This window comes from Chryseotalea sp. WA131a (assembly GCA_025370075.1).
In the GTDB taxonomy this organism is placed as follows: Bacteria; Bacteroidota; Bacteroidia; order Cytophagales; family Cyclobacteriaceae; genus ELB16-189.
The window spans coordinates 3,914,303-3,934,504 of record CP073016.1 but is presented as its reverse complement, the minus strand read 5'-3'; the positions used below and the strand labels follow the sequence as shown (position 1 = coordinate 3,934,504).

At 41.7% G+C, this 20,202-nt stretch carries 11 protein-coding genes; 2 read left to right on the top strand and 9 right to left on the bottom strand.

Going from position 1 to position 20,202, the window contains the following annotated elements; genetic code table 11:
- Nucleotides 1-26: 26 nt before the first annotated feature.
- Nucleotides 27-3,191 (bottom strand): SAM-dependent DNA methyltransferase, encoded by a 3,165-nt coding sequence (locus KA713_18025; GenBank protein ID UXE66328.1) that lies wholly within the window; start codon nucleotides 3,189-3,191, stop codon nucleotides 27-29.
- A gap of 51 nt (nucleotides 3,192-3,242) precedes the next feature.
- Nucleotides 3,243-5,087, bottom strand: a complete 1,845-nt coding sequence (locus tag KA713_18020) for a glycosyltransferase (GenBank protein UXE66327.1) — start codon at nucleotides 5,085-5,087, stop codon at nucleotides 3,243-3,245.
- A 152-nt stretch (nucleotides 5,088-5,239) separates the two neighbouring features.
- Between KA713_18020 and clpB the strand changes: the two genes are divergently transcribed.
- Nucleotides 5,240-7,855, top strand: a complete 2,616-nt coding sequence (gene clpB, locus KA713_18015; GenBank protein ID UXE66326.1) for an ATP-dependent chaperone ClpB — start codon at nucleotides 5,240-5,242, stop codon at nucleotides 7,853-7,855.
- Between the two features lie 172 nt (nucleotides 7,856-8,027).
- On the opposite strand, the gene KA713_18010 is transcribed toward clpB, so the two are convergent.
- The 5 genes from KA713_18010 to KA713_17990 all read right to left on the bottom strand — a co-directional run bounded on the left by KA713_18010 (nucleotide 8,028) and on the right by KA713_17990 (nucleotide 14,258).
- The gene (locus KA713_18010) at nucleotides 8,028-9,266 is read right to left on the bottom strand and encodes a peptidoglycan DD-metalloendopeptidase family protein (protein UXE66325.1); all 1,239 of its coding nucleotides are present in this window, start codon (nucleotides 9,264-9,266) and stop codon (nucleotides 8,028-8,030) included.
- Complete coding sequence (locus tag KA713_18005; GenBank protein ID UXE66324.1) at nucleotides 9,253-10,017, bottom strand: DUF4292 domain-containing protein; 765 nt, start codon at nucleotides 10,015-10,017, stop codon at nucleotides 9,253-9,255. Before KA713_18005 ends, KA713_18010 begins: the two co-directional genes overlap by 14 nt.
- A 1-nt stretch (nucleotide 10,018) precedes the next feature.
- On the bottom strand, nucleotides 10,019-11,776 hold the full coding sequence (locus KA713_18000) for a tetratricopeptide repeat protein (GenBank protein UXE66323.1): 1,758 nt from the start codon (nucleotides 11,774-11,776) through the stop codon (nucleotides 10,019-10,021).
- Between the two features lie 83 nt (nucleotides 11,777-11,859).
- Nucleotides 11,860-13,299 carry a lipopolysaccharide biosynthesis protein gene (locus tag KA713_17995; protein ID UXE66322.1) on the bottom strand — a complete coding sequence of 480 codons (1,440 nt, stop codon included), beginning with the start codon at nucleotides 13,297-13,299 and terminating at the stop codon, nucleotides 11,860-11,862.
- Entirely contained in the window at nucleotides 13,299-14,258 is a 960-nt protein-coding gene (locus KA713_17990; protein ID UXE66321.1) for an NAD-dependent epimerase/dehydratase family protein, read from the bottom strand. Before KA713_17990 ends, KA713_17995 begins: the two co-directional genes overlap by 1 nt.
- Before the next feature lie 89 nt (nucleotides 14,259-14,347).
- On the opposite strand from KA713_17990, the gene kbl reads away from it, so the two are divergent.
- A complete protein-coding gene (gene kbl / locus KA713_17985) occupies nucleotides 14,348-15,544 on the top strand; it encodes a glycine C-acetyltransferase (protein ID UXE66320.1) in 1,197 nt (398 codons plus the stop codon).
- Nucleotides 15,545-15,582: 38 nt separating this feature from the next.
- Here kbl and KA713_17980 read toward each other — a convergent pair whose 3' ends face one another.
- Nucleotides 15,583-16,020, bottom strand: coding sequence for a hypothetical protein (locus KA713_17980; protein UXE66319.1), 438 nt, complete (start codon nucleotides 16,018-16,020; stop codon nucleotides 15,583-15,585).
- A gap of 54 nt (nucleotides 16,021-16,074) precedes the next feature.
- Nucleotides 16,075-19,365: a caspase family protein gene (locus tag KA713_17975; protein UXE66318.1), complete on the bottom strand. Its 3,291-nt coding sequence runs from the start codon at nucleotides 19,363-19,365 to the stop codon at nucleotides 16,075-16,077.
- Nucleotides 19,366-20,202 lie beyond the last annotated feature (837 nt).

Sequence of the window (20,202 nt, the reverse complement as noted above, 5' to 3'; positions counted from 1 at the left end):
TTACCTGACTATTTCAAAAAGTAAGATTAACCAATCAGCTTCTTGACAATCTTGTCTATTTCAACAAGTTCTTTAGAAAGCTCTTTTTTAATATCCGTCCTTACTTTTCCAAGATGGTGAGCTCCCAACGATTCTTTGGGTGGATGTTTTTTTAAAAATGATGTTGTTTTTTGATGGCATTGCTCGCTAAGAGAGGCCAGCTCTTGATGAATCGCATTTGTTTTATCGAACTTTGGAAAATAAACGTCCAGTATTTTTTTGTGAACATGGCGAGCACCAAATAACCCTCTTGCCTGAAAGTCTTTCATCATCTCATTTGGAGATGATGAGTTAAGAATCGCAGTAAGATAGTATGCTTCTTTTAACTGGTGTGTATAAAAAACATACGTTACGCTTTCTACAAAAAATGGCAAGTCAATGTCCTTTCGTTTAACCACTGTGGCATTGGCATCTTTAGCCGATGAGTTGTAAAGCACCAAATATTCAGCATCTAGGTTTTGTTCTGTTATCCCCCGTTGAAAGTTGAGCCTATCTATGCTAGACATCTTTCTTGATTTTTCAGTGCGATGAACGCCCCAAATATTCTCTGCATTCATAAACCATTTGGAGGCATGTAGGTATCCTTCCCTGCGTAGCTCATTGAAGTCGTGCAGCCCTAACTTCTTAGTCCCAGTTTTTTCTTCGATAATAATGGGCAACACAACTAACGCTGGTTTATGCAAAGCAAATGGAAGTATACTTTTTGAGAGGGCGGTTCGAAAAATAAACTGACTTTCTATCCTTCCTTCGAAATGGATTTCCTTCCAGGGTGGTTTAGCGTCTCCATTAAGATCATCTGAGGTTTTAATGGTAATTACTCTATCTTCAAAATCGGGTGGTGCTTCCTGTGTTAATTCAATGAAGTAGAAATTACGGGGAACAATAGTTGCCCCTTGCTTGAACAAATTTTTGTAAGGGTTAGGTTCAGTTTGATGTTTGACTTTTCGAGTGGAGAAGGCTGTTGATTTTCCTTGTTTCACATAATACCAAGTAGCATTCGCTTCGGTCAGCTTGGGCAAAGCCGTTTGTAAATTACAGTTATGCGCTGGCAGGTTTCCGCTAAAACTGATTCCCTTGACACCTGTTTTGGGAATTGGTTTGCTGCCATTTTTATGTCCGAAGATTACAGAGGAGGGTATCCTGAATAAAGGACTTACGTCATTCAAATCCCACAGGCTAGTAATGCTAAAGCCTTTGGCCTTCCCACTTCTTGTATTGTCATGATGGTCTGCACTGAAAAAGCTGCGCGGCAATACAAATGAGATCTGTCCTCCTAGCTTTAAAAAATAGCTACTGCAGTACGCGTAAAAAATGGCAGCTATTTCTAAATGCGGAAAGTTGGCAACGCTTTTGGGCTTAACTTGATATTTTTCTGCCAGCTCGTTTAAAATGTTTTGGTATTCCTCGTTTTTAATTGAACTGTAAGTAAACCAAGGTGGGTTGCCGATGATGTAATCAAACTTGCTTGCCAAAAAATAGGGCTTGTAGAGATTTTGTACAATAAATTTCCAGATACTATCGCGCCCTTGTTCTTTTACGTTTTTGAGGCCTTCGTAGATTTTATAAAAGCTATCGCTCACTAGCTTTGTAACACCATTTACATTGACTTGCTTGGTCAGCAGCTTAAAAAATACCTCATTGGTCTCCTTTTTCTTGTGCAGTGTTTGGTCGGCCAAATTCTCACAAACCTCCAAGGCTTCATCAAAGAGTTCTACATCTTCCAGTATTTGAGTGTTCAAAAAGAATTTCTCCTTATCGATGTTCATCGAAAACTCTCCACCAAAAAGATTCTGAACCCCTTCAGGAGCCAACAGCGTGTTAGCAAGAATGATGTTAAGGTGAATGGGCTTTTTAGATTTACGAATTCCTTTACCTAAAGCCAATAGAAGAGTTGTCTTCGCTATCTGTACCGACAGAGGATGAATATCGATTCCGTAAACTTGATTGTTCAATTCTTCTACTGTGGCATTTGGATTCAAAATCTTTATGCGGTGAATGATTGCCCGCAAGAAGGAACCACTTCCGCATGAGGGGTCTAGAATTCTATCCGCTGGTTTAAAGTTAAATTCTTGAACAATCCGTTCACAGAGCCAGTCGGGCGTATAATATTCTCCCAGCGCATGTCTTGTATCTAAATCAATAAGTTCTTGATACACTCCTTTCAATACATCTTCATCCACATCTTCAAAATTGAATGTAGATATTTCATGCGCTATTATACGGAATACCTTTTTCAGGTTCTTAAAGTTTTTATCAGATTTTACCCAGTGGAAAAAATCATTGTCAACAAAATTTTGAATATTGAGTTTATGGAAAATACTCCCATCTAAAATGCCTTTCATTTCATCATCTGAGATGTAGTCGTCATTTGCAACTACTGTGTAGGCCAACATTTTAGAGAAAATACTCAGGTAAGTATGGATCAAAAAATTATTTTCAGAAGCATCAAAAGATCCGTAAGCAATACTTAGAAATTTCTTCCATTGTTCATATGACACTTGAACTTCACCATACTTTTTCGCTTCATTAAAATGTATCGAGAGTTCTCGAAAGCTTTCGATAAAAATAGTGGACTGATACCCAAACGCCTCTTCAATTAATTTTAAAGAAGCCCTTCTTTTTTCCTCTTTAAACAAGAAACGATCAATATAATAATAGAATTCTTCCGCGTTCTTTTCTGTAAGTGTAAACGATGCAGTTGGGATTTCATTGAGTAGTAAATCCTGCTCTTGAATTGAATCTAGTTTGTCAATGGCAGAGATATCAGGAGCAAACACTTTCCAATGTATAAAGTCAGAAGCGACTAGGGTATAATTATATCCAAAGCCTGAATTAAACTGACCGAGTAAATAGCCTGCTAATTGTTCCTTGGCGTGATTAAGTGTTTTTTTCAAATCATTTTCGAACTCAATGATTACATTATTATAAAGAGTATCAGCGCTGCCTTTGTGAATCTTATCCTTTCGGGGAATATTCAGAATAGTGGTTTCAGCTCCTTTGCTGAATGAATCCAAAATTGATACGATACTTTTTTCGTTAGCGTATAAGCGGTTTAGCAGATCTTTGAAGAGTTCTTTTTTGGTCAGTTCTTTATTAGCTGATTTTACTGATGATAAATAGCTAAGAATGTGTTCAGTAATGAGTTTTTTCATTAAATCTCTAAATTATGCGTAAATTAGTAAAAGAAGCTTCATTCAAAAAAATCAGACCGATCTAGATGGGCTTTGGCGGAGCGCCAACTCATACGCCTCTTCGTAGTACTTAATCAAATTCTTCCAATCAAATGCTTCGGAATAATTTTCTACTTTGTTACGCTGCTGAATACGTTCTCGTCTCTCTTGGATCAAAAACTTATACAAAAATGCCGCTAGTTGCTTGGCACTCCAATCGAATGTACGTTTCCCACGCTCCACCACAAACATGCCGCTTTTTTCATGATCGGGCATATTGCTGAGCAAGTAATCTCCGAATCCACTAAGATCGCTGGTTACTGCTGGAACACCGCTCGCCATACACTCCAACGGTGTGTAACCCCACGGCTCGTAATAACTGGGGAAAATTCCTAAGTGACAACCCCGCACAAATTGCCCGTAATCCATTCCAAATAATGGGTTAGTGGAGTTGATGAAATCAGGATGATAAACAATTTTTACTTTGTCTTCTTCGCTATTTAAAAGATTTCTTCTCAACAAAAACTGAATGATATCATCTTGTTCTTCATTTACCAACTTGTGCGTAACGGGCAACGGCAATTTGTTTCCACCTTTCCAAGATTGGATCGTTCTGCGGTACCGCAACTTCCAATATTCGTCCACAAATTCATTCAAGTTTGGCAGGCGGTGGTCTTGCCGCATGGTGCTTTCAAAAAACAATCGCTTGCCAACTTGTCTTTCTATTGATTCGCACGTTTGCCGGATTTCCTCCATCACCGCCCGCGATTGCAATACTTCTGGTTTGATACTATAGAACTCACGCTTCGTTACAAAAAACATCACCACTGTGTATTCGGATTGCTCGCGTTTCAGTTGTTCATTCAAATGCACCAGTGCCTCCAGCGTTAAATCAAAACCTTTGTTCTTGTACTCGTATCGGCCCGAAGTAAAAAAGTAAATGGTTTTATTGAGATCGAACGAATACGAATGAAAAAAATGCCCCATCACAAACTGATGGATTTGCTCTTTGTAGCGAGCATGCAAATTTTGAAATTCATGAAGTGCCTCAAACCGTTGAATGTTCAATCCATTGGGCAACACCACATCTGGCTTTCGCCTCAATAAGTGTTTGCACTCACGCGCGGTTACATCGCTCACGGTGGTCATCACATCGCACCGCTGTACACAGCCATATTCAATCGCTGCTTCGGTGGCCACGCCAAATTTTCCGGCTTCCTCTTCCCACTTAAAAAAAGGCAAGTGAGCATAAAACAAAGGCGAGTTAATCGCAAGATGTCGCCCCAATTGGGTGGCATGGGTAGTAAAAATGGTTTTGATTGGTTGGGCTTCTCGTTTGATATCCAAGATGGGTAAGCCTGCCATCCACTCATGAAAATGTCCGATCACCGGCTGATCGGTGGTTATTAATTTAGCTACTTCATCAAAAAATAATTTGGTGAGGTAAGCGAACCCAATTACTTGATCGATGAGTTTGTTGCCTTCCGGTATCGCAATTTGATGGTTCTTCCAAAGCAAATATTTAATCACGCTCATCGCTTTTTCCTCAATGGCATTTGGATTGACCAACACTACGCGGGGTTTACCCGTAATGAGCCACTCGGCATACACAACTTCATAGCCTTTCTTGCTTAAGTTAGTAGCCGCCATTCCAAAAATATCAGAGCCATCATCAATCGGTTCCAATTCCGCTTGAATGTTTTTATTAAGGTATGGCCCTACCATGCAATAGTTCCCTGAATGATTCTGCATCATAGCGGGTGCCTTCGAGCGAATAACCGTATAGATTCCTCCTACTTGATTGCACACTTCCCAAGCTACTTCAATTAATAAGGTGGCTGATCTACTACTTGATTTATTTGACGCTTTTTTTGTCATACTTCAAAGTCAATTTGGCCGTTGCTGGATGAATTCACTTCAATTTAATGACAATTTTTCTTAAAAGCTTGACTAAATTTAGATGGACACTTATTTGATACCGAATGGTTTATTAGAGCAAAATCAGACGATTAAAATTAATCACTACCCATATGAACTTCGATAAATTCAACATCAAATCGCAAGAGGCTTTGCAAAAGTCGTCTGAGATTGCTTCCGGCTTGCAACAACAAGCAATTGAGCCGGGGCATTTATTGAAAGCGATTATTGAAACAGATGAGAACGTAACCAATTATGTTTTCAAAAAGCTGAACATCAATGAAAGCATTCTACATTCAAAGTTAGATGAAATTATAAACTCGTACCCAAAAGTTTCAGGTCAACAATCTTATTTATCCAATGCGGCCAACACCGTTTTGCAAAATGCAGAAAAAGAGCTCATTGAATTTAAAGATGAGTATGTAGCCGTGGAGCATTTGCTGTTGGCATTGCTACAAACAAAAGACAAAGTAGGTAGTCTCCTAAAAGATGTTGGCTTCGAACGAAAAAGCCTCATCAAAGCTATTCAAGAATTGCGCGGTGGGGCTACAGTGAAAGACCAAAATGCAGAAGCGAAATACAAATCGTTGGAGCGCTATTCCAAAAACTTAAACGAATTAGCAAAGAAAGGTAAAATCGATCCAGTGATCGGACGCGATGAAGAGATCAGGCGTGTGCTGCAAATCTTATCACGTAGAACCAAAAACAATCCAATTCTATTAGGCGAGCCCGGTGTTGGCAAAACCGCCATCGTAGAAGGTATGGCACAGCGCATTGTGAATGGCGATGTGCCCGAAAACCTAAAAAGCAAAATCTTGATTTCGCTTGATATGGGTTTGCTGGTGGCGGGTGCCAAATACAAGGGCGAGTTTGAAGAACGATTGAAAGCCGTCATCAAAGAAGTAACCGACTCGAACGGAGAAATAATTTTGTTCATTGATGAAATCCACACCTTGATTGGTGCGGGCGGTGGCGAAGGTGCGATGGATGCCGCTAATCTTTTGAAACCTGCTTTGGCTCGTGGTGAACTCCATGCAATTGGGGCTACAACATTAAAGGAATATCAAAAATATATTGAAAAAGATAAAGCCTTAGAGCGCAGGTTTCAAGCAGTGATGGTAGACGAGCCATCGGTGGAAGATTCTATTTCAATCCTTCGGGGGATCAAAGACAAATACGAATTGCACCATGGTGTTCGGATAAAAGACGATGCGGTAATTTCTGCTGTTGAACTTTCGAGCCGTTATATCTCCGATCGCTTTCTTCCCGACAAGGCAATTGACTTGATGGATGAAGCGGCCTCGAAACTTCGGTTGGAAATGGATTCGCTGCCTGAAGAATTGGACGAACTCAACCGCAAGATCATGCAGTTAGAAATTGAGCGCGAAGCCATTCGCAGGGAAAAAGACAAAGACAAAGAAGCAGTGTTAAGCAAGGACATTGCAGAACTTTCGGAACAACGCAATTCACTGAAAGCAAAGTGGGAAAGTGAAAAGGAAGTGGTGCAGGGCATTCGGTGGGAAAAAGAGGCGATGGAAAAATTAAAACTAGAAGCAGAGCATGCCGAAAAAGCTGGCGACTACGGAAAAGTAGCAGAGATACGGTATGGAAAAATGGTAGAGGCCGAGAAGCGAATCAAAGAAATGCAATTGCGCATTAAAGAAATGCAAAAAGAAGATTCACTCTTAAAAGAAGAAGTAGACAGCGAAGACATTGCCGAAATTGTTGCCAAGTGGACGGGCATACCTGTTTCAAAAATGTTGCAAAGCGAACGCGAAAAATTGTTATCGCTAGAGCAAGAGTTGAGCAAGCGTGTGGCTGGCCAGGAAGAAGCCATTAAAGCACTGAGTGACGCGGTGCGCAGAAGTCGTGCGGGATTGCAAGATCCAAAGCGCCCAATTGGTTCATTTATATTCATGGGCACCACAGGCGTGGGCAAAACAGAATTATCGAAAGCACTGGCCGATTATTTGTTTAACGATGACAACGCCATGGTGCGCATAGATATGAGCGAGTATCAAGAGCGGCACAGCGTGAGCCGATTGATTGGTGCGCCCCCCGGCTATGTTGGGTATGATGAAGGCGGGCAATTGACGGAAGCCGTGCGAAGGAAACCGTATTCGGTGATTTTGCTGGACGAAATTGAAAAAGCTCACCCCGATGTGTTCAATATTTTATTGCAGGTGCTGGACGAAGGTCGCCTAACCGACAATAAAGGTCGGATAGCAAACTTTAAGAACACGATCATTATCATGACAACCAACATTGGATCGGCTATCATTCAAGAGAATTTTGAAAAAATAACGGACGAAAATTATTTTGAGGTAATCGAAACGACTAAAGATCAAGTGCTTGAATTTTTAAAGAAATCCGTTCGGCCAGAGTTTATCAACCGAATTGATGAAATCATCATGTTTAGGCCGTTAACAAAAAAAGACATTCGAAAAGTAACTGAAATACAATTTAAGCAAATCCAAAAACGTTTAATGGAAAGTGGCGTAAAGCTGGAAATTTCAGACGAAGCGTTAGACAGATTAGCAAAACTTGGTTTTGATCCGCAATTTGGGGCACGGCCTTTGAAGCGAGTGATGCAGCGCGAAATTTTAAATGAGCTGTCGAAGCAAATTTTAGCAGGCAAAGTGAACAAGGATTCAATTATTTACGTTGAATTAAAAAACGAAGTTGAATTTGATTTCGTTAATGTTACAAATGCTGTAGCACTAGATTAAAAATGAGTTAAAGAAAGAATCAAAAAAACATGAATCACCTACGCTTAAGCTACGGTGGATAAAGATAAGTCCTTGCGTAAGATCAAGGATGTTTTGTGGGGTTCATCTCGCGCTGCGCGCGGGGTGGTTTTGGGGTAAAGGCGGGCTGAGGAGCCCGCCTTTTTTATTCCAGTTAATTCCGCAACCACTGCTGCGGATCAAGTGGCGTGGTGTTCTTAAAAATTTGGAAGCGCAATTCTGAAATTCCTTCCCCCGTAGCAATTACCTTTCCGAGTTCGGTATTTGGAGATACTTTCTGCCCTGTTTTTACTGTTACTTCCTTTAGCCCTGCATAAACGGTAAAAAACTCTCCGTGCCCAATGATGACAGCCGTACCAAGGCCACCAATTAAGGCAACTCTTTTCACTTCGCCACCAAAGATAGTTTTCACCGCTTCGCCTTGCTTGGTTTGAATGTTAATACCATCGTTTTGTATCACAATACCCTTTAATACGGGGTGCATCTGCCTTCCAAAGCGCTGAGAAATAAATCCACTTGCAGGCCACGGAAATTTTGCTTTGTTTTCTTCAAATGAATTGGAGAGAGCAATGTTGGCAACTGCATCCTCTTCTTCTTTTACCTCTTCGGCCTTTTTATTGGCTTTGGCTTTTAGCTCTCGCAAGCGCTTGGCCTCGGCTATGGCCCGTTCCATCTCTTCTTTGATAAGTTTGGCAATCAAATCATCTAACTCTGCCACCGCTTTTTTGGTATCCGCCAATTCGCGTTTGAGTCGTTTCTCTTCTTTCTCCAGCGATTTCACCAAGGTGTTCTTTTTATTTTTAAGGCCTGATAGCTGTTGACTTTCCTTTTCTTCTTCATCCAATAGGCTTTGTTTTTCTTGTCGCCTAGCTTCAATTTGTCTCACTTGGTCGCCCAGTACTTTTTGCACACGAGCAATCGCCTCGCCTTGTTCTTGCCTGGCTTTACCGTATTGCTCCATGTACTTTAAACGCATCATTAATTGGTCGAAAGAAGTGGCCGAAAACAAAAAAGTAAGCTTATCAATTTTACCGCTCGCTTTTTGTGCCGCAAAAATCATGGATGCATATTCTTCCTTTAATTTTTCCACATCATGCGAAAGCGCATCAATGATTTGATTATTCTCATCAATGTCGTAATTCAAAAGCCCTATTTCAGAATTGATGGAAACCATCAACACTTCTTGTTGCTCAATTCGTTTGTTTAGCGCACGCAATTCGCCAATGGAATTTTTCTTCTCGGTAGTCGTTTCTGTCAGAATGCGTTCTGTCTCCTTTATTTTTTCAAGGTTCTCCTGCTTTTCGCGCTGCAGTTGCGTCTTTGTTTTTTGGGCATAGAGAGAGACCGAGCAAAAAAATACAAGGGCAAAAAAAATAGGCTTACCTGCGGTCATAGCGATTCGGTATCTTGAATGGGAAACGCAGCTCTTTATCACCCACCTCGGCTTTGTTATATTCAATTACGATGGTATTGTTCACCAAACCCTTAACGCTCTTGTAGAGAATATCAATTACACTTTTATACGGAAAAAGTTTTTCGCCCACGGGTTGAAAATCAGCGTAATTGATTTTCAGTAGATTACCGGTAGCTGATTCATTTAATTCAACCTGTTCTAGTTTCTTGGAGGTCTTGTTAATTTGGTTCTTGATGGAAACCAAACCTATCTGTTGGGTTAGCTGATTATAGGTTTCATTTGTGGTGATTCGATCATCGGGGCTTTTGGGCACAATGGGATTCCCCAACATGGCCGACTGAATAACATAGTAATTAATTTTAAAATTAAAACGCTTCGAAAGCTCAGCATAATCAAATACATAATATTCCTTCTCCACATTACTCAAAATAGTGATGGAGTCTTTATTGATCAACGCTTTGCCACCTTGCACACCAATGACAGAGAACGACATCCAAATCACGCTGTCTTTTCGGATGCGGATGTTTGCCTTTACCTCGCGTTCTCTGGTATTGTCGCGATAAGATAATCGCGCTTTGCCATGCAAATATTCAAAATCAATTTCTTGAATATCGATGCTGGCAGCGGGAGGCGCTACGGGTATCACTTTTCTGCTACAACTGCTCAGAAGCAACAACCCTGCTAAACCTAGCGAGCAGATACCCGTTTTGATGGAGGAATATAATCGCACGTTACAATATTTTTCGGTTGGCAATTTTTTTGTCTATAAACTCATTGTTCTGGTCGAGTGTCTTTGCTTTCTTCCATTGCGCTACCGCAGCCTCCACATCACCCAATTTAAAAAGAATATCACCATAGTGTTCAAAGTGGGCTGCAGAAGCATTGCCCGTTTGAATGGCCTTTTCCATAATTTTTTTTGCTTCACGGTATTTTTCGCGCGAATACAATACCCATGCGTGTGTATCTAAATAAGCAGCGTTTTCAGGATGCTTCTTAACCAACTGGGTGGACATTCTTTCCGCTTTTTCTAAATCCGCTTTCCGCAAAGCCAAGTAGTAGCTGTAATTATTCAGCACAATGTCATTATCAGGATTGGTGGCTAATACTTCTTCGTAAGACTTCGCTGATTTATCGTATTGCTTCAGCGCTTGGTAAGCATCGCCCAACCACGCGTTTACTTCCATGACCACTCCCGGATTGGAGGTAGACAACTTTTTCGCTTGTTCCAGGGAGTTGACCGCATAAGAGAATTCTCGTTTGCGCAAGTGCGCATACCCTTTAAAATAATAGACCATGGATTGATTCGGGAAATACTCAAGTGCCTGATCGGCATGCTGAATCACACTATCTAATTCGTTGGCTTCCGTTTCTAGATACAACAGCCTTTGCCAAGCTTCAAAATTAGTGATACCAAAGCGCGCAGCTTTTGCATAATGTGCTTTGGCTATTGTGGGTTGTTCTATAGTAATGTAAATATCACCCCCTACCATTTGCAAAGTAGCGTCAGTAGGAGAATCCTTCTCGGCCTTTTCAAATAATTTCACCAAAAGTTCTTGAAGCGACTGTGCATTTTCCTTTTGTTGCTTTTTCTGAGCCAAGTCTGCTTGCAGCGCACCAAGCATAATCACTTTATTGTTTACATTGGTATGTGGATCATCGAAAATGCTTTCCATCAATTGAGTGGCTTTCGCTTCTTGCCCGCCATCACGGTAAAAACCAGCCAACAACATTTTGGCGCCTGACGATTCAGCATTTTCTCTCAAGTAATTTTCCAAGGTGAAAATCCCCTTGTCTCGTTGGTTGTTTTGTGAAAGCATTTCTGCATACGCCAAAACATAACGCTCCTCTTCAGGAAAAGCGCGAATCAATTTTTCTCCCTCGGCAAATGCTTCATTAATTCTTCCTTGATCTAAAAAAATGTGTTGCTTTTGTAAGCTTGATGTTTCGGTGATCCCAAAAAATGATTCGGCACGGTTATAAATTTTAATGGCCTCTTCTTCCTTTCGGTCAAACAAATAAATGGCAGCCAGTTCATAAAGCTGGTCTTCATTACCTGGCACCTCCTTCATTAAACTTTCAATAGTGCTAGCCGATTTAGCAAAGTTGCCCAATCGGTTGTAGATGGCTACGGCAAGTTGATAGAAGTATTGATTTTTTCTGTCGATTCGGATGGCTTGTTCAATATTGACGGCTGCTTTCTTAACATCTTCATCTCGTTCGCTTTTAGAAAGCACATCGGCCAATTTAAAATAGATGGCGGCATTGGTTGGATTTAGTTCGGAAGCTTTTAAAAAATAAAGAAGCGATTTTGAGTAATCTTCCAGCACATAATATTTTTCGCCTTCGGTAAAGGCGGCCTCGGCCTCCACCCACTTGGCGGCCTCTGACAAATCGGTTGGTTTTTTCTTTTTATCGCGTTGTGCCAAAGCGCCCGTGCCCACCAACAACAGTGCTAAAAAATAAAGCGTACGGAGACTACAACTAGCCAAGTGAATTTGTCTTTTTTGAACCAGCAAAATTAACCGAATTTTCTGATTTTAAGCGAATTAATCAAGCTTTCAAAAGCTATTGGTTAGATAGATTGTTTCAAATCATTTCGTGAAAAGAGGTAAACGATTCCAACAAATAAAACCGTGACTCCGATATGAAAAAGCGATGATAGATATTGATTGGATATTTCAATTGCATACACCAAATACACCACCAGCATGGTTGAAAAAATGTAGATCAGATCTTTACCTACTGAATACGGAATGGGATGATATTTTTGACCCCATGCATAACAAGCAAGTGTCATGACTGCGTAGCACAAAAGCGCTGCCCAACTGCTACCCATGTAACCAAAGCGAGGAATCAAAAGGTAATTGGCCACTACCGTAACCAATACACCCAAGATGGTGATGAAAGTGCCAACATGCGTTTGATTGGTGAGTTTAAACCAAATGCTGATGTTGTAATAGATACCTAAAAACAAATAGGCCAATAACAGAATGGGAACAATGGCCAAGCCATCCCAAAAGTTATCGCCAATAAAATGCTTGATGAGGTCAAGGTTGATGCTCACACCGAGCAGCACGATACAACCCAGCATCACAAAGTAATGATTGACTTTGGCAAACAACTCGGGAGATTTTTTATCGGAGGCATTCGAAAAAAAGAACGGCTCTGCGGCATAGCGAAATGCTTGGATGCCCAAGTTCATGAATACGGCAAATTTGTAGCAAGCTCCAAAAATCCCGAGCGCTTCTTGGTTGCTCATACTTCCATAAAAATTGGGTGGCAACCAATAGCCTAATGTTGTTCGTGAAAAAAACTCATTGGTCATTCCGGCCAACCCCGTTAACATTACCGGATAGGCGTAGCGCAACATGGCAGGAGATAAGGTTGTGTCCCATTCAGGTCGCCATGTAATCAATGACTTAAAAAAGAACAGTAGAAAAAACGAATTGGCAATAAGGTTGGCTAAAAAGACATACCCAATGCCTACGCTTGGACGATAAGCTATTTTTAAAAAATAATAATTGAGCGCAATCAATACCAAAACATTTACAATTTTGGCAACGGCAAAGAGCTTGGCCTTTTTTTGAAGCCGCAACTGAGCAAACGGAATGGCCACGGAAGCATCAATAAGCATGATCAGCGTAAGCCACACCACAAACTCTTGATGGTTGGCTTGCCCAACCTGACTTGCAATAAATGATGAGGAGCCAATAAAAATGATCGAGCAAAAGATACTGATGCTCACTACCACAGTTTGCGCCAAACGAAAAACTTTTGCCTTATTGGCATCGGGTTGATTGGAGAACCGAAAAAAGGCAGTCTCCATACCAAACATGTACACCACGTTGATTACTGCAACAATGGAAAGCAGGTATGTAAGTTCTCCATATTCCGCTCTTGAAAACATGCTTTTGGTATGGAGGGAAACGAGCAAAAAATTTAGAAAACGCGGCAACATACTGCCAAGGCCGTAAAGCACTGTTTCGCCTGCTAATGATTTGAGTTTGGACATTAATCTAGAAACTGAGGATTCAGTTGTAAATTATGAAGTATATCGCTGGTCATCTCATCCAGTCCAAATTTATTTTTCCAGCCCCAATCACTGCGTGCTGAAGAATCGTCAATTGACTTTGGCCACGAATCGGCAATGGCTTGGCGAAAGTCTGGTTTATAGGTAATGCTAAAATCAGGAATGTGCTTTTTAATAGTAGCGGCCACTTGAGCAGGGCAAAAGCTCATTGCGCCAATGTTATAGCTGGTGCGCACCTTTACTTTTTCAGCCGGTGCTTCCATCAAATCGATGGTTGCTTTTACGGCATCGTCCATGTACATCATCGGCAAATAAGTATCGGCAGCTAAAAAGCATTCGTATTTTTTTTCTTTCAATGCCTTGAAATAAATGTCTACTGCATAATCAGTAGTGCCGCCACCGGGTGGCGTTTTATAACCAATCAATCCGGGATACCGCAAGCTCCTTACATCTACACCGTATCGTCTAAAATAGTATTCGCACCAAAGTTCGCCTGCCAATTTAGTAATGCCATACACCGTGCTGGGGTCCATGATGGTATCTTGAGGTGTATTTTGTTTAGGTGTTGTTGGGCCGAAGGCGGCAATAGAACTAGGCCAATAAACTTTGTGCAATTTCAATTCGTGGGCGGCTTCCAACACAAAGAGCAAGCTTTCCATGTTCAACTTCCATGCCCATCGCGGATCTTTCTCGCCAGTGGCAGAAAGCAACGCGGCCAAGTGATAGATTTGAGTGATGCCGTTTTTTTTGATGAGGTCAAAAAGTTTATCACGCTGCATCACATCAAACTTTTCGTAGGGGCCTTCTTTTAAAATGCCCTGGGCATCTTTTATGTCGGAAGCAATTACATTTTCTTGACCGTAGATTTTCCAAAGCCCCTGGGTAAGTTCAGAGCCAAGCTGGCCGCCAGCACCAATCAATAAAACCTTTGTTTTCTTCATTTTCAAACGAATGAAGGCGCGAAGTTATCAGAAAATTATGATTTACGATTTACGAAATACGATTGTAGATTTGCCCAAATTTTAATACTATGTACAAAACCTTGCAACCCGTTTTAGAGAAAGAACTCAACGCCATTCGCGAAGCTGGCTTATTCAAAAAAGAACGCATTATCACTACCCCGCAGGCAGCCGACATTAAAACCAGCGATGGAAAAGAGGTAATCAATTTTTGTGCAAACAATTATTTGGGCTTGTCATCTCATCCTAGGGTAATTGCAGCAGCAAAAAAGGCTATCGATACACACGGGTTTGGCATGTCATCGGTGCGATTTATCTGCGGCACGCAAGACATTCACAAGGAATTAGAGAAAAAGATTGCCGACTTTTTAGGTACAGAAGATACCATTTTGTACGCGGCCGCTTTTGATGCCAATGGCGGAGTGTTTGAGCCACTGTTTGGCGAAAAGGATGCCATTATTTCTGATGAATTAAATCATGCTTCGATCATTGATGGCGTGCGTTTGTGCAAAGCCATGCGCTATCGCTACAAGCACAACGATATGGCGGATTTAAAAACGCAATTGGAGGAAGCACGGAAAGCAGGAGCGCAGCAAATCGTTATCGTAACAGACGGAGCCTTTTCCATGGATGGAACCATTGCGCAACTTGATAAAATCTGTGACTTGGCGGATGAATTCCAAGCGTTGGTGATGACGGACGAATGTCATTCGTCCGGCTTCTTGGGCAAAACAGGTCGTGGTGTGCCCGAGCATTGTGGAGTAGTGGGCAGAGTAGACATTATCACAGGAACGCTGGGCAAGGCACTGGGCGGAGCGATGGGTGGCTTTACATCTGGGCGAAAAGAAATCATTGAAATGCTTCGTCAGCGTTCAAGGCCCTATTTGTTTTCCAATACATTGGCACCTGCCATTGTGGGCGCGAGCATTGAAGTGTTTAACATGCTTTCCGAAACAACTGCTCTTCGCGATAAGCTTGAGCAAAATACAAAATACTTCCGTGAAGAAATGACCAAGGCTGGATTTGACATAAAACCTGGCGTGCACCCCATTGTGCCTATTATGTTATATGAGGCGCCACTCGCACAAAAGTTTGCCGAGCGATTGCTGGAAAAAGGAATTTATGTGATCGGGTTTTTCTATCCGGTGGTGGCCAAGGGCAAAGCGAGGATTCGCGTTCAAATTTCTGCTGGGCATGAAAAGCATCATTTAGATAAAGCCATCAAAGCCTTTACGGAAGTTGGGAAAGAGTTGGGGGTTTTGAAGTAAGAGATGGGAGTTGGATATTTTGTGTTGGGGTTTGCGCATTAGCGCCTAGCTATCTTGCCAACCTTCTTTGGGATAAAATCTTGTTTTCCTATAAACATGCCGAAGAGTGCTTCGCTATTGTTTGGTGGAAGGAAATACACCTTGCGTTTCTTTTTTAAATAAGCACGGTACATGTTAATGAACGGGATAAATTTGATTGACTTCACATCTTCCCAATAATAGCTCTTTACTTTGCCTTTGTCCACAATCGAAATTTTCTTTTTGCTGATGGCCACTTTTTTAATGTCGCTGGCAATCATAAAGTGAAGCGAAATAAAAATCAGTCCTGCTGCCAATAGAATAAAGGACACAGCTTTTCCTTTTGGTGATTCTGAATTTTGTAGAAAGAACAAAGTGGATGCAATCAGCAGCAGTAGTGCGTTGCCTAAGAAAAAATACTTGACCAAAAAAAATTTAGCTCGGGTTGCTTCCGCCATGTATCATAAAATGGATTTTGTTGTACGAAGGTAGCCTTTTATCGAATGCCATGTTCAATTCTGTATCACCACCGGAAAATCTTGTCCGCGCGAAAAGGTGTAAGGATACTGTGGTTTGCCTTTCAGTTTGCGCGTCATCTCAGGCACTTGGTCATCCAGATACGATTTCAATTCATAGATCGTCACTTTACCATCTTTAGGCGCGCCATCCGCATCGCCTTGCAAGGCTTTTACCAATAGATAAGTAAACAGCCCGTGGCCAAGCTCGGCAAACTCAGTCGCAAATTGCTCGCTGCCTGCGGAGGCCATCACGTGTATGCCCGCGCTGCGCGAGAGTTGGGCAATGGCTTTTTCTTCCGCTGCACCGCGCGTAGCCAATAATTCTACCGAGCCACCCGATTGGCACGCATCCATCACTATCAATTGCTTTAAGGCTTTTATGTTTTTGAATTTGTCTTGGATGACCGATGCTTCAATGGCTTCTTTTTGCAGCGAACTTAAATCATACAAGCGAGCACTTTCACTGGGGATAAAAAAGAAACGATCGTCTACCATGCTGCCGTGGCCAGCATAATAAAATATAAATACGTCTTCTTGATTGATCTTTGTAGAGAGCTCTTCCAGTTTTGCTAAGATGGACACCCGAGTAGCATCCGAATCAAAGAGCGTGTGTACTTCTATGTTTTTGTAAAGCCCCGTTTGATGATCCACCATTTTTTCAAACGACTCGGCATCGGGCCGAGCGTAATTCAACGTCATGCGCGGATTTTTGTACTGATTGATACCCACTGCCAACACATAGCAGGTACTTGTTTTGGTTACCACTTCGGAAAAAATTTCGGCTGAGTGCGGATCGGCTTCTATTCTATCTTTGTTGGCGGCCGTAGCCATAAATACATTGTTACCTCCCACCAACGAAATAAGTTGGTGATAGGTGTTCTGTTCATCTTTGCCTTTTGGCAACACAAAGGCCTTATCAATTGAAACCGACTTGCCGTTGTGAAACAATTTAAGGTTTTGCGCGCCACCCCCATTGTCTACCACCCGAACATAAATCTGTGCCTTGCTTTCATCGGCTGTGGGTACAATGGCTACGCGAACAGTAGGCGGTGGCGACTTTTGCAGTTTACCTTGAATGCCCTTCGCGCCATCATCGCCACCTCTTTTTTGAAAAATTTTTGGGAGCAAATCGGGTCGGTAATATTCATTGAAAAACTGATCGGCCGAATAGGTTTTCATGCCATCTACAAAGTGAATGTATTGGCGCGCCTGATCGGTGCCATTAAAATAGCCCTCCGCATTTTTCACCATCCACTCTTTCTCACCAAAATGGATGTGCTCAAAAAATTCTTTGCCCGTACTCAAATCCCAAAACTTAGTAGTACCATCCAAGCTGTGGCTAATGAGCATTTTTTCATCCGATGTTAATTGTAAACTGGTGATCTCTGCCGTGTGGCCTTCCAATGTTTGGATGACTTTTCCTGTGGCTACGTCCCAAAGGCGAATGACTCGATCGGCACCGGCACTAAAAATATTTTTCTCTGCACTGCTATAAAGAGCAACATGCACTGCGCCTATATGACCGAGCAACTTAAAATCCGCGAAACCAGTCACTACATCCCATTGGCGTACGGAGCCATCCCAACTGGCGGTCAACAATCTTTTTCCGTCTGCTGAAACCTGCAACGAAGAAATGGCATCGGTATGGCCTTCAAAGGTGCGAATGATTTTTTTGGTATCAATTTCCCGCATTTGCAATCGATCTGTACCTTCTTTAAGGGTTGCGGTAAAAACATACAATCCATTTCTGCTGAATTGTGATTGATAGGCAGAACCTTCCTTCAACTCAAACAAATGCAGCCTTTTGCCCGTGACCACATCGTGAATTTTCAATGTGCCATCCCAACTGCTACTCAAAATCTGTGTTTCATCACTGCTAAAGTGAATATCAAAAACTGGTTCGCGATATGACTCAATGGTGCGAATGGTATCACCTGTTTGAGCATTCCACAAAATAATTGTTCCATCCCCTCCTCCGGATAGCAATAGCTTTCCGTCTCGATTGTATTGATAACACAAAGCGGCCTTGGTGTGCCCCACATACTCCATCTCTGTTTTGCCCGAAGCAATATCCCACCGTTTAATTTTGTCTCCAAACTTGCCCTTGAGCAATGTTTTATTGTCGCGGCTCAACAATAAATTATTTTTGAAGCGAACATATTTAGCAATATAAGAGTCCCAATACGAATTAGGGTCGTAGGCCAATCCGCCTTTATCTCTCTTATTCAAAAAACCTGTTAACTCACTTTTCTTTTTACCACTTGCTACATCGTAAACTAACACTATGTTTTGATCGGAAGCGATTAGCAACTGCTTACCATCGGTTGTAAACTTTGCTTGGTTGATGTCCCCTTCAGTATCTGGACGAATCGTTTTTAGTGAGTCGCCTTTACTGTCATAAATTATCACTTCCTTTTCTGTGCAAAGGGCCATTCTTTTTCCATCCTTGCTAAACGTAACCGACTTTAAATCGTCTATTTGCTTTTTGTATTGCAGCACTTGCTTGCCAGTAGTCAAGTCGTACTTCGCAACCAAATCATGATTGGAGGCTTTCACTAAATACTGACTATCGGGAGTAAAGTCAATATCGGTATAACAACCCCCGCAAGAGGAGTGAAGGATTGATTGATTAAATGTCCATACTTTTTGCCAAGTAGAAGTTTTATACACATTTGCTGTAAAACCGTCTTCACCAATGGCCAACCATTCACTGTTCGGACTGATGGCAACGTGAATCAATCCGCCAGAGCCTGCATAGCCATCGGCATCAAACTCCTTGAGCAATTCTTTAAAAGGATACGCCCATACGCGAGCCTTTCGCCCAAAACCAACGGTAACAAAAAATTTTCCTTTGGGATCGAAAGTCACATCCGTGACCCGCTCTTCATCGGGCTTAACCGAAAGGATTTCTTTGCCAGTGCCCACCTCCCAAATTTTCGCGGTGCCATCTCCGTTTGCTGTGATGAGAAGTTTGCCATCGCGACTAAATTCTAAATCATTGATAGATGCTTGATGACCTAAAAAACTACGCACTTCTCGTCCAGTGCTCAACTCCCAAAGTTTAGCCGATTTATCACGACTTCCTGTGGCAACATAATTACTGTCTGGACTTATAGCGATTGACAATATAGCAAGCTCGTGGCCGCGTTGCACGATGGTTTGAAGAGATTGGGAGAGTGCGGTGGTCGAGAATAGGATTAGTAAAAAAGTAGGCAGTAGGCAGTAAGCAGTAAGCAAGTTGTAGGAACCAAACTTTTTACGTTTATAATTATCAATTAATGTCATCCGACCAATTTTCAGTAAGTGTTATAAAGGGTTAATAGGTTAAAATTAAGGGGATTTTTCTATGCTTTGAAGAACACCCCCTTTAATGGCCACAAACATATCAAGCTGGATTTTATTAACCTCAAGCTGGGGGGCCGATAATTTATTTCGCATGGATAACATGGATACAAAACAGATGTAGGAACCTAAATTGTTTGAAGCCATGCTGACCATAGTCATAAACTGTGTCTAAAAAACAGCCTAATAAATGTCCATTACTCCTAAACTGTTCACATTCTTTCACTTGCTTATGGATAACAGTAAAAAGTAGGTGCGCTATCAGGGCAATCCAGCCTAGGAAAAAAAGGCTTTCGCCCCTTCTTTACCTTTAAACTGCTTTGTTCAACTTAGATGCGTTGGTGTTGCGTTACGATTTTCGAATACCCCTCCGTACTGGCCCGTACTAGCGCAAGTCTTCCGCATGTTCGTTGGTGTGCGCGACACTTGTGCCTTAAATGTCCACATTTAAGGTTAGTGAACTGCAAATTTTTTAAAAACCATTGATACGAAGCCGCTGGCTGTTCGTAAACTGCTTGATGAGTTGATCGTATGGATAACCGGGATGGATCCTTGCCTGGGCAATCCCAACCCTTCAAGGAAACTGTCGAAATCCATTTTGTCAAGCATTTTATTGAGCATAAGTATACCCGACCAGGGGGTGATTTCTTATCGGTAAATTCGATTTTATAGTCCATGTATTTTGTCAGAAAATCTGACCGAATTTAAGGATCCTTAACACTTATCTTATCCTTTCGAAGCATTTTCTCTAATGGCCGCTATTAGAACTTTTTTCTATCG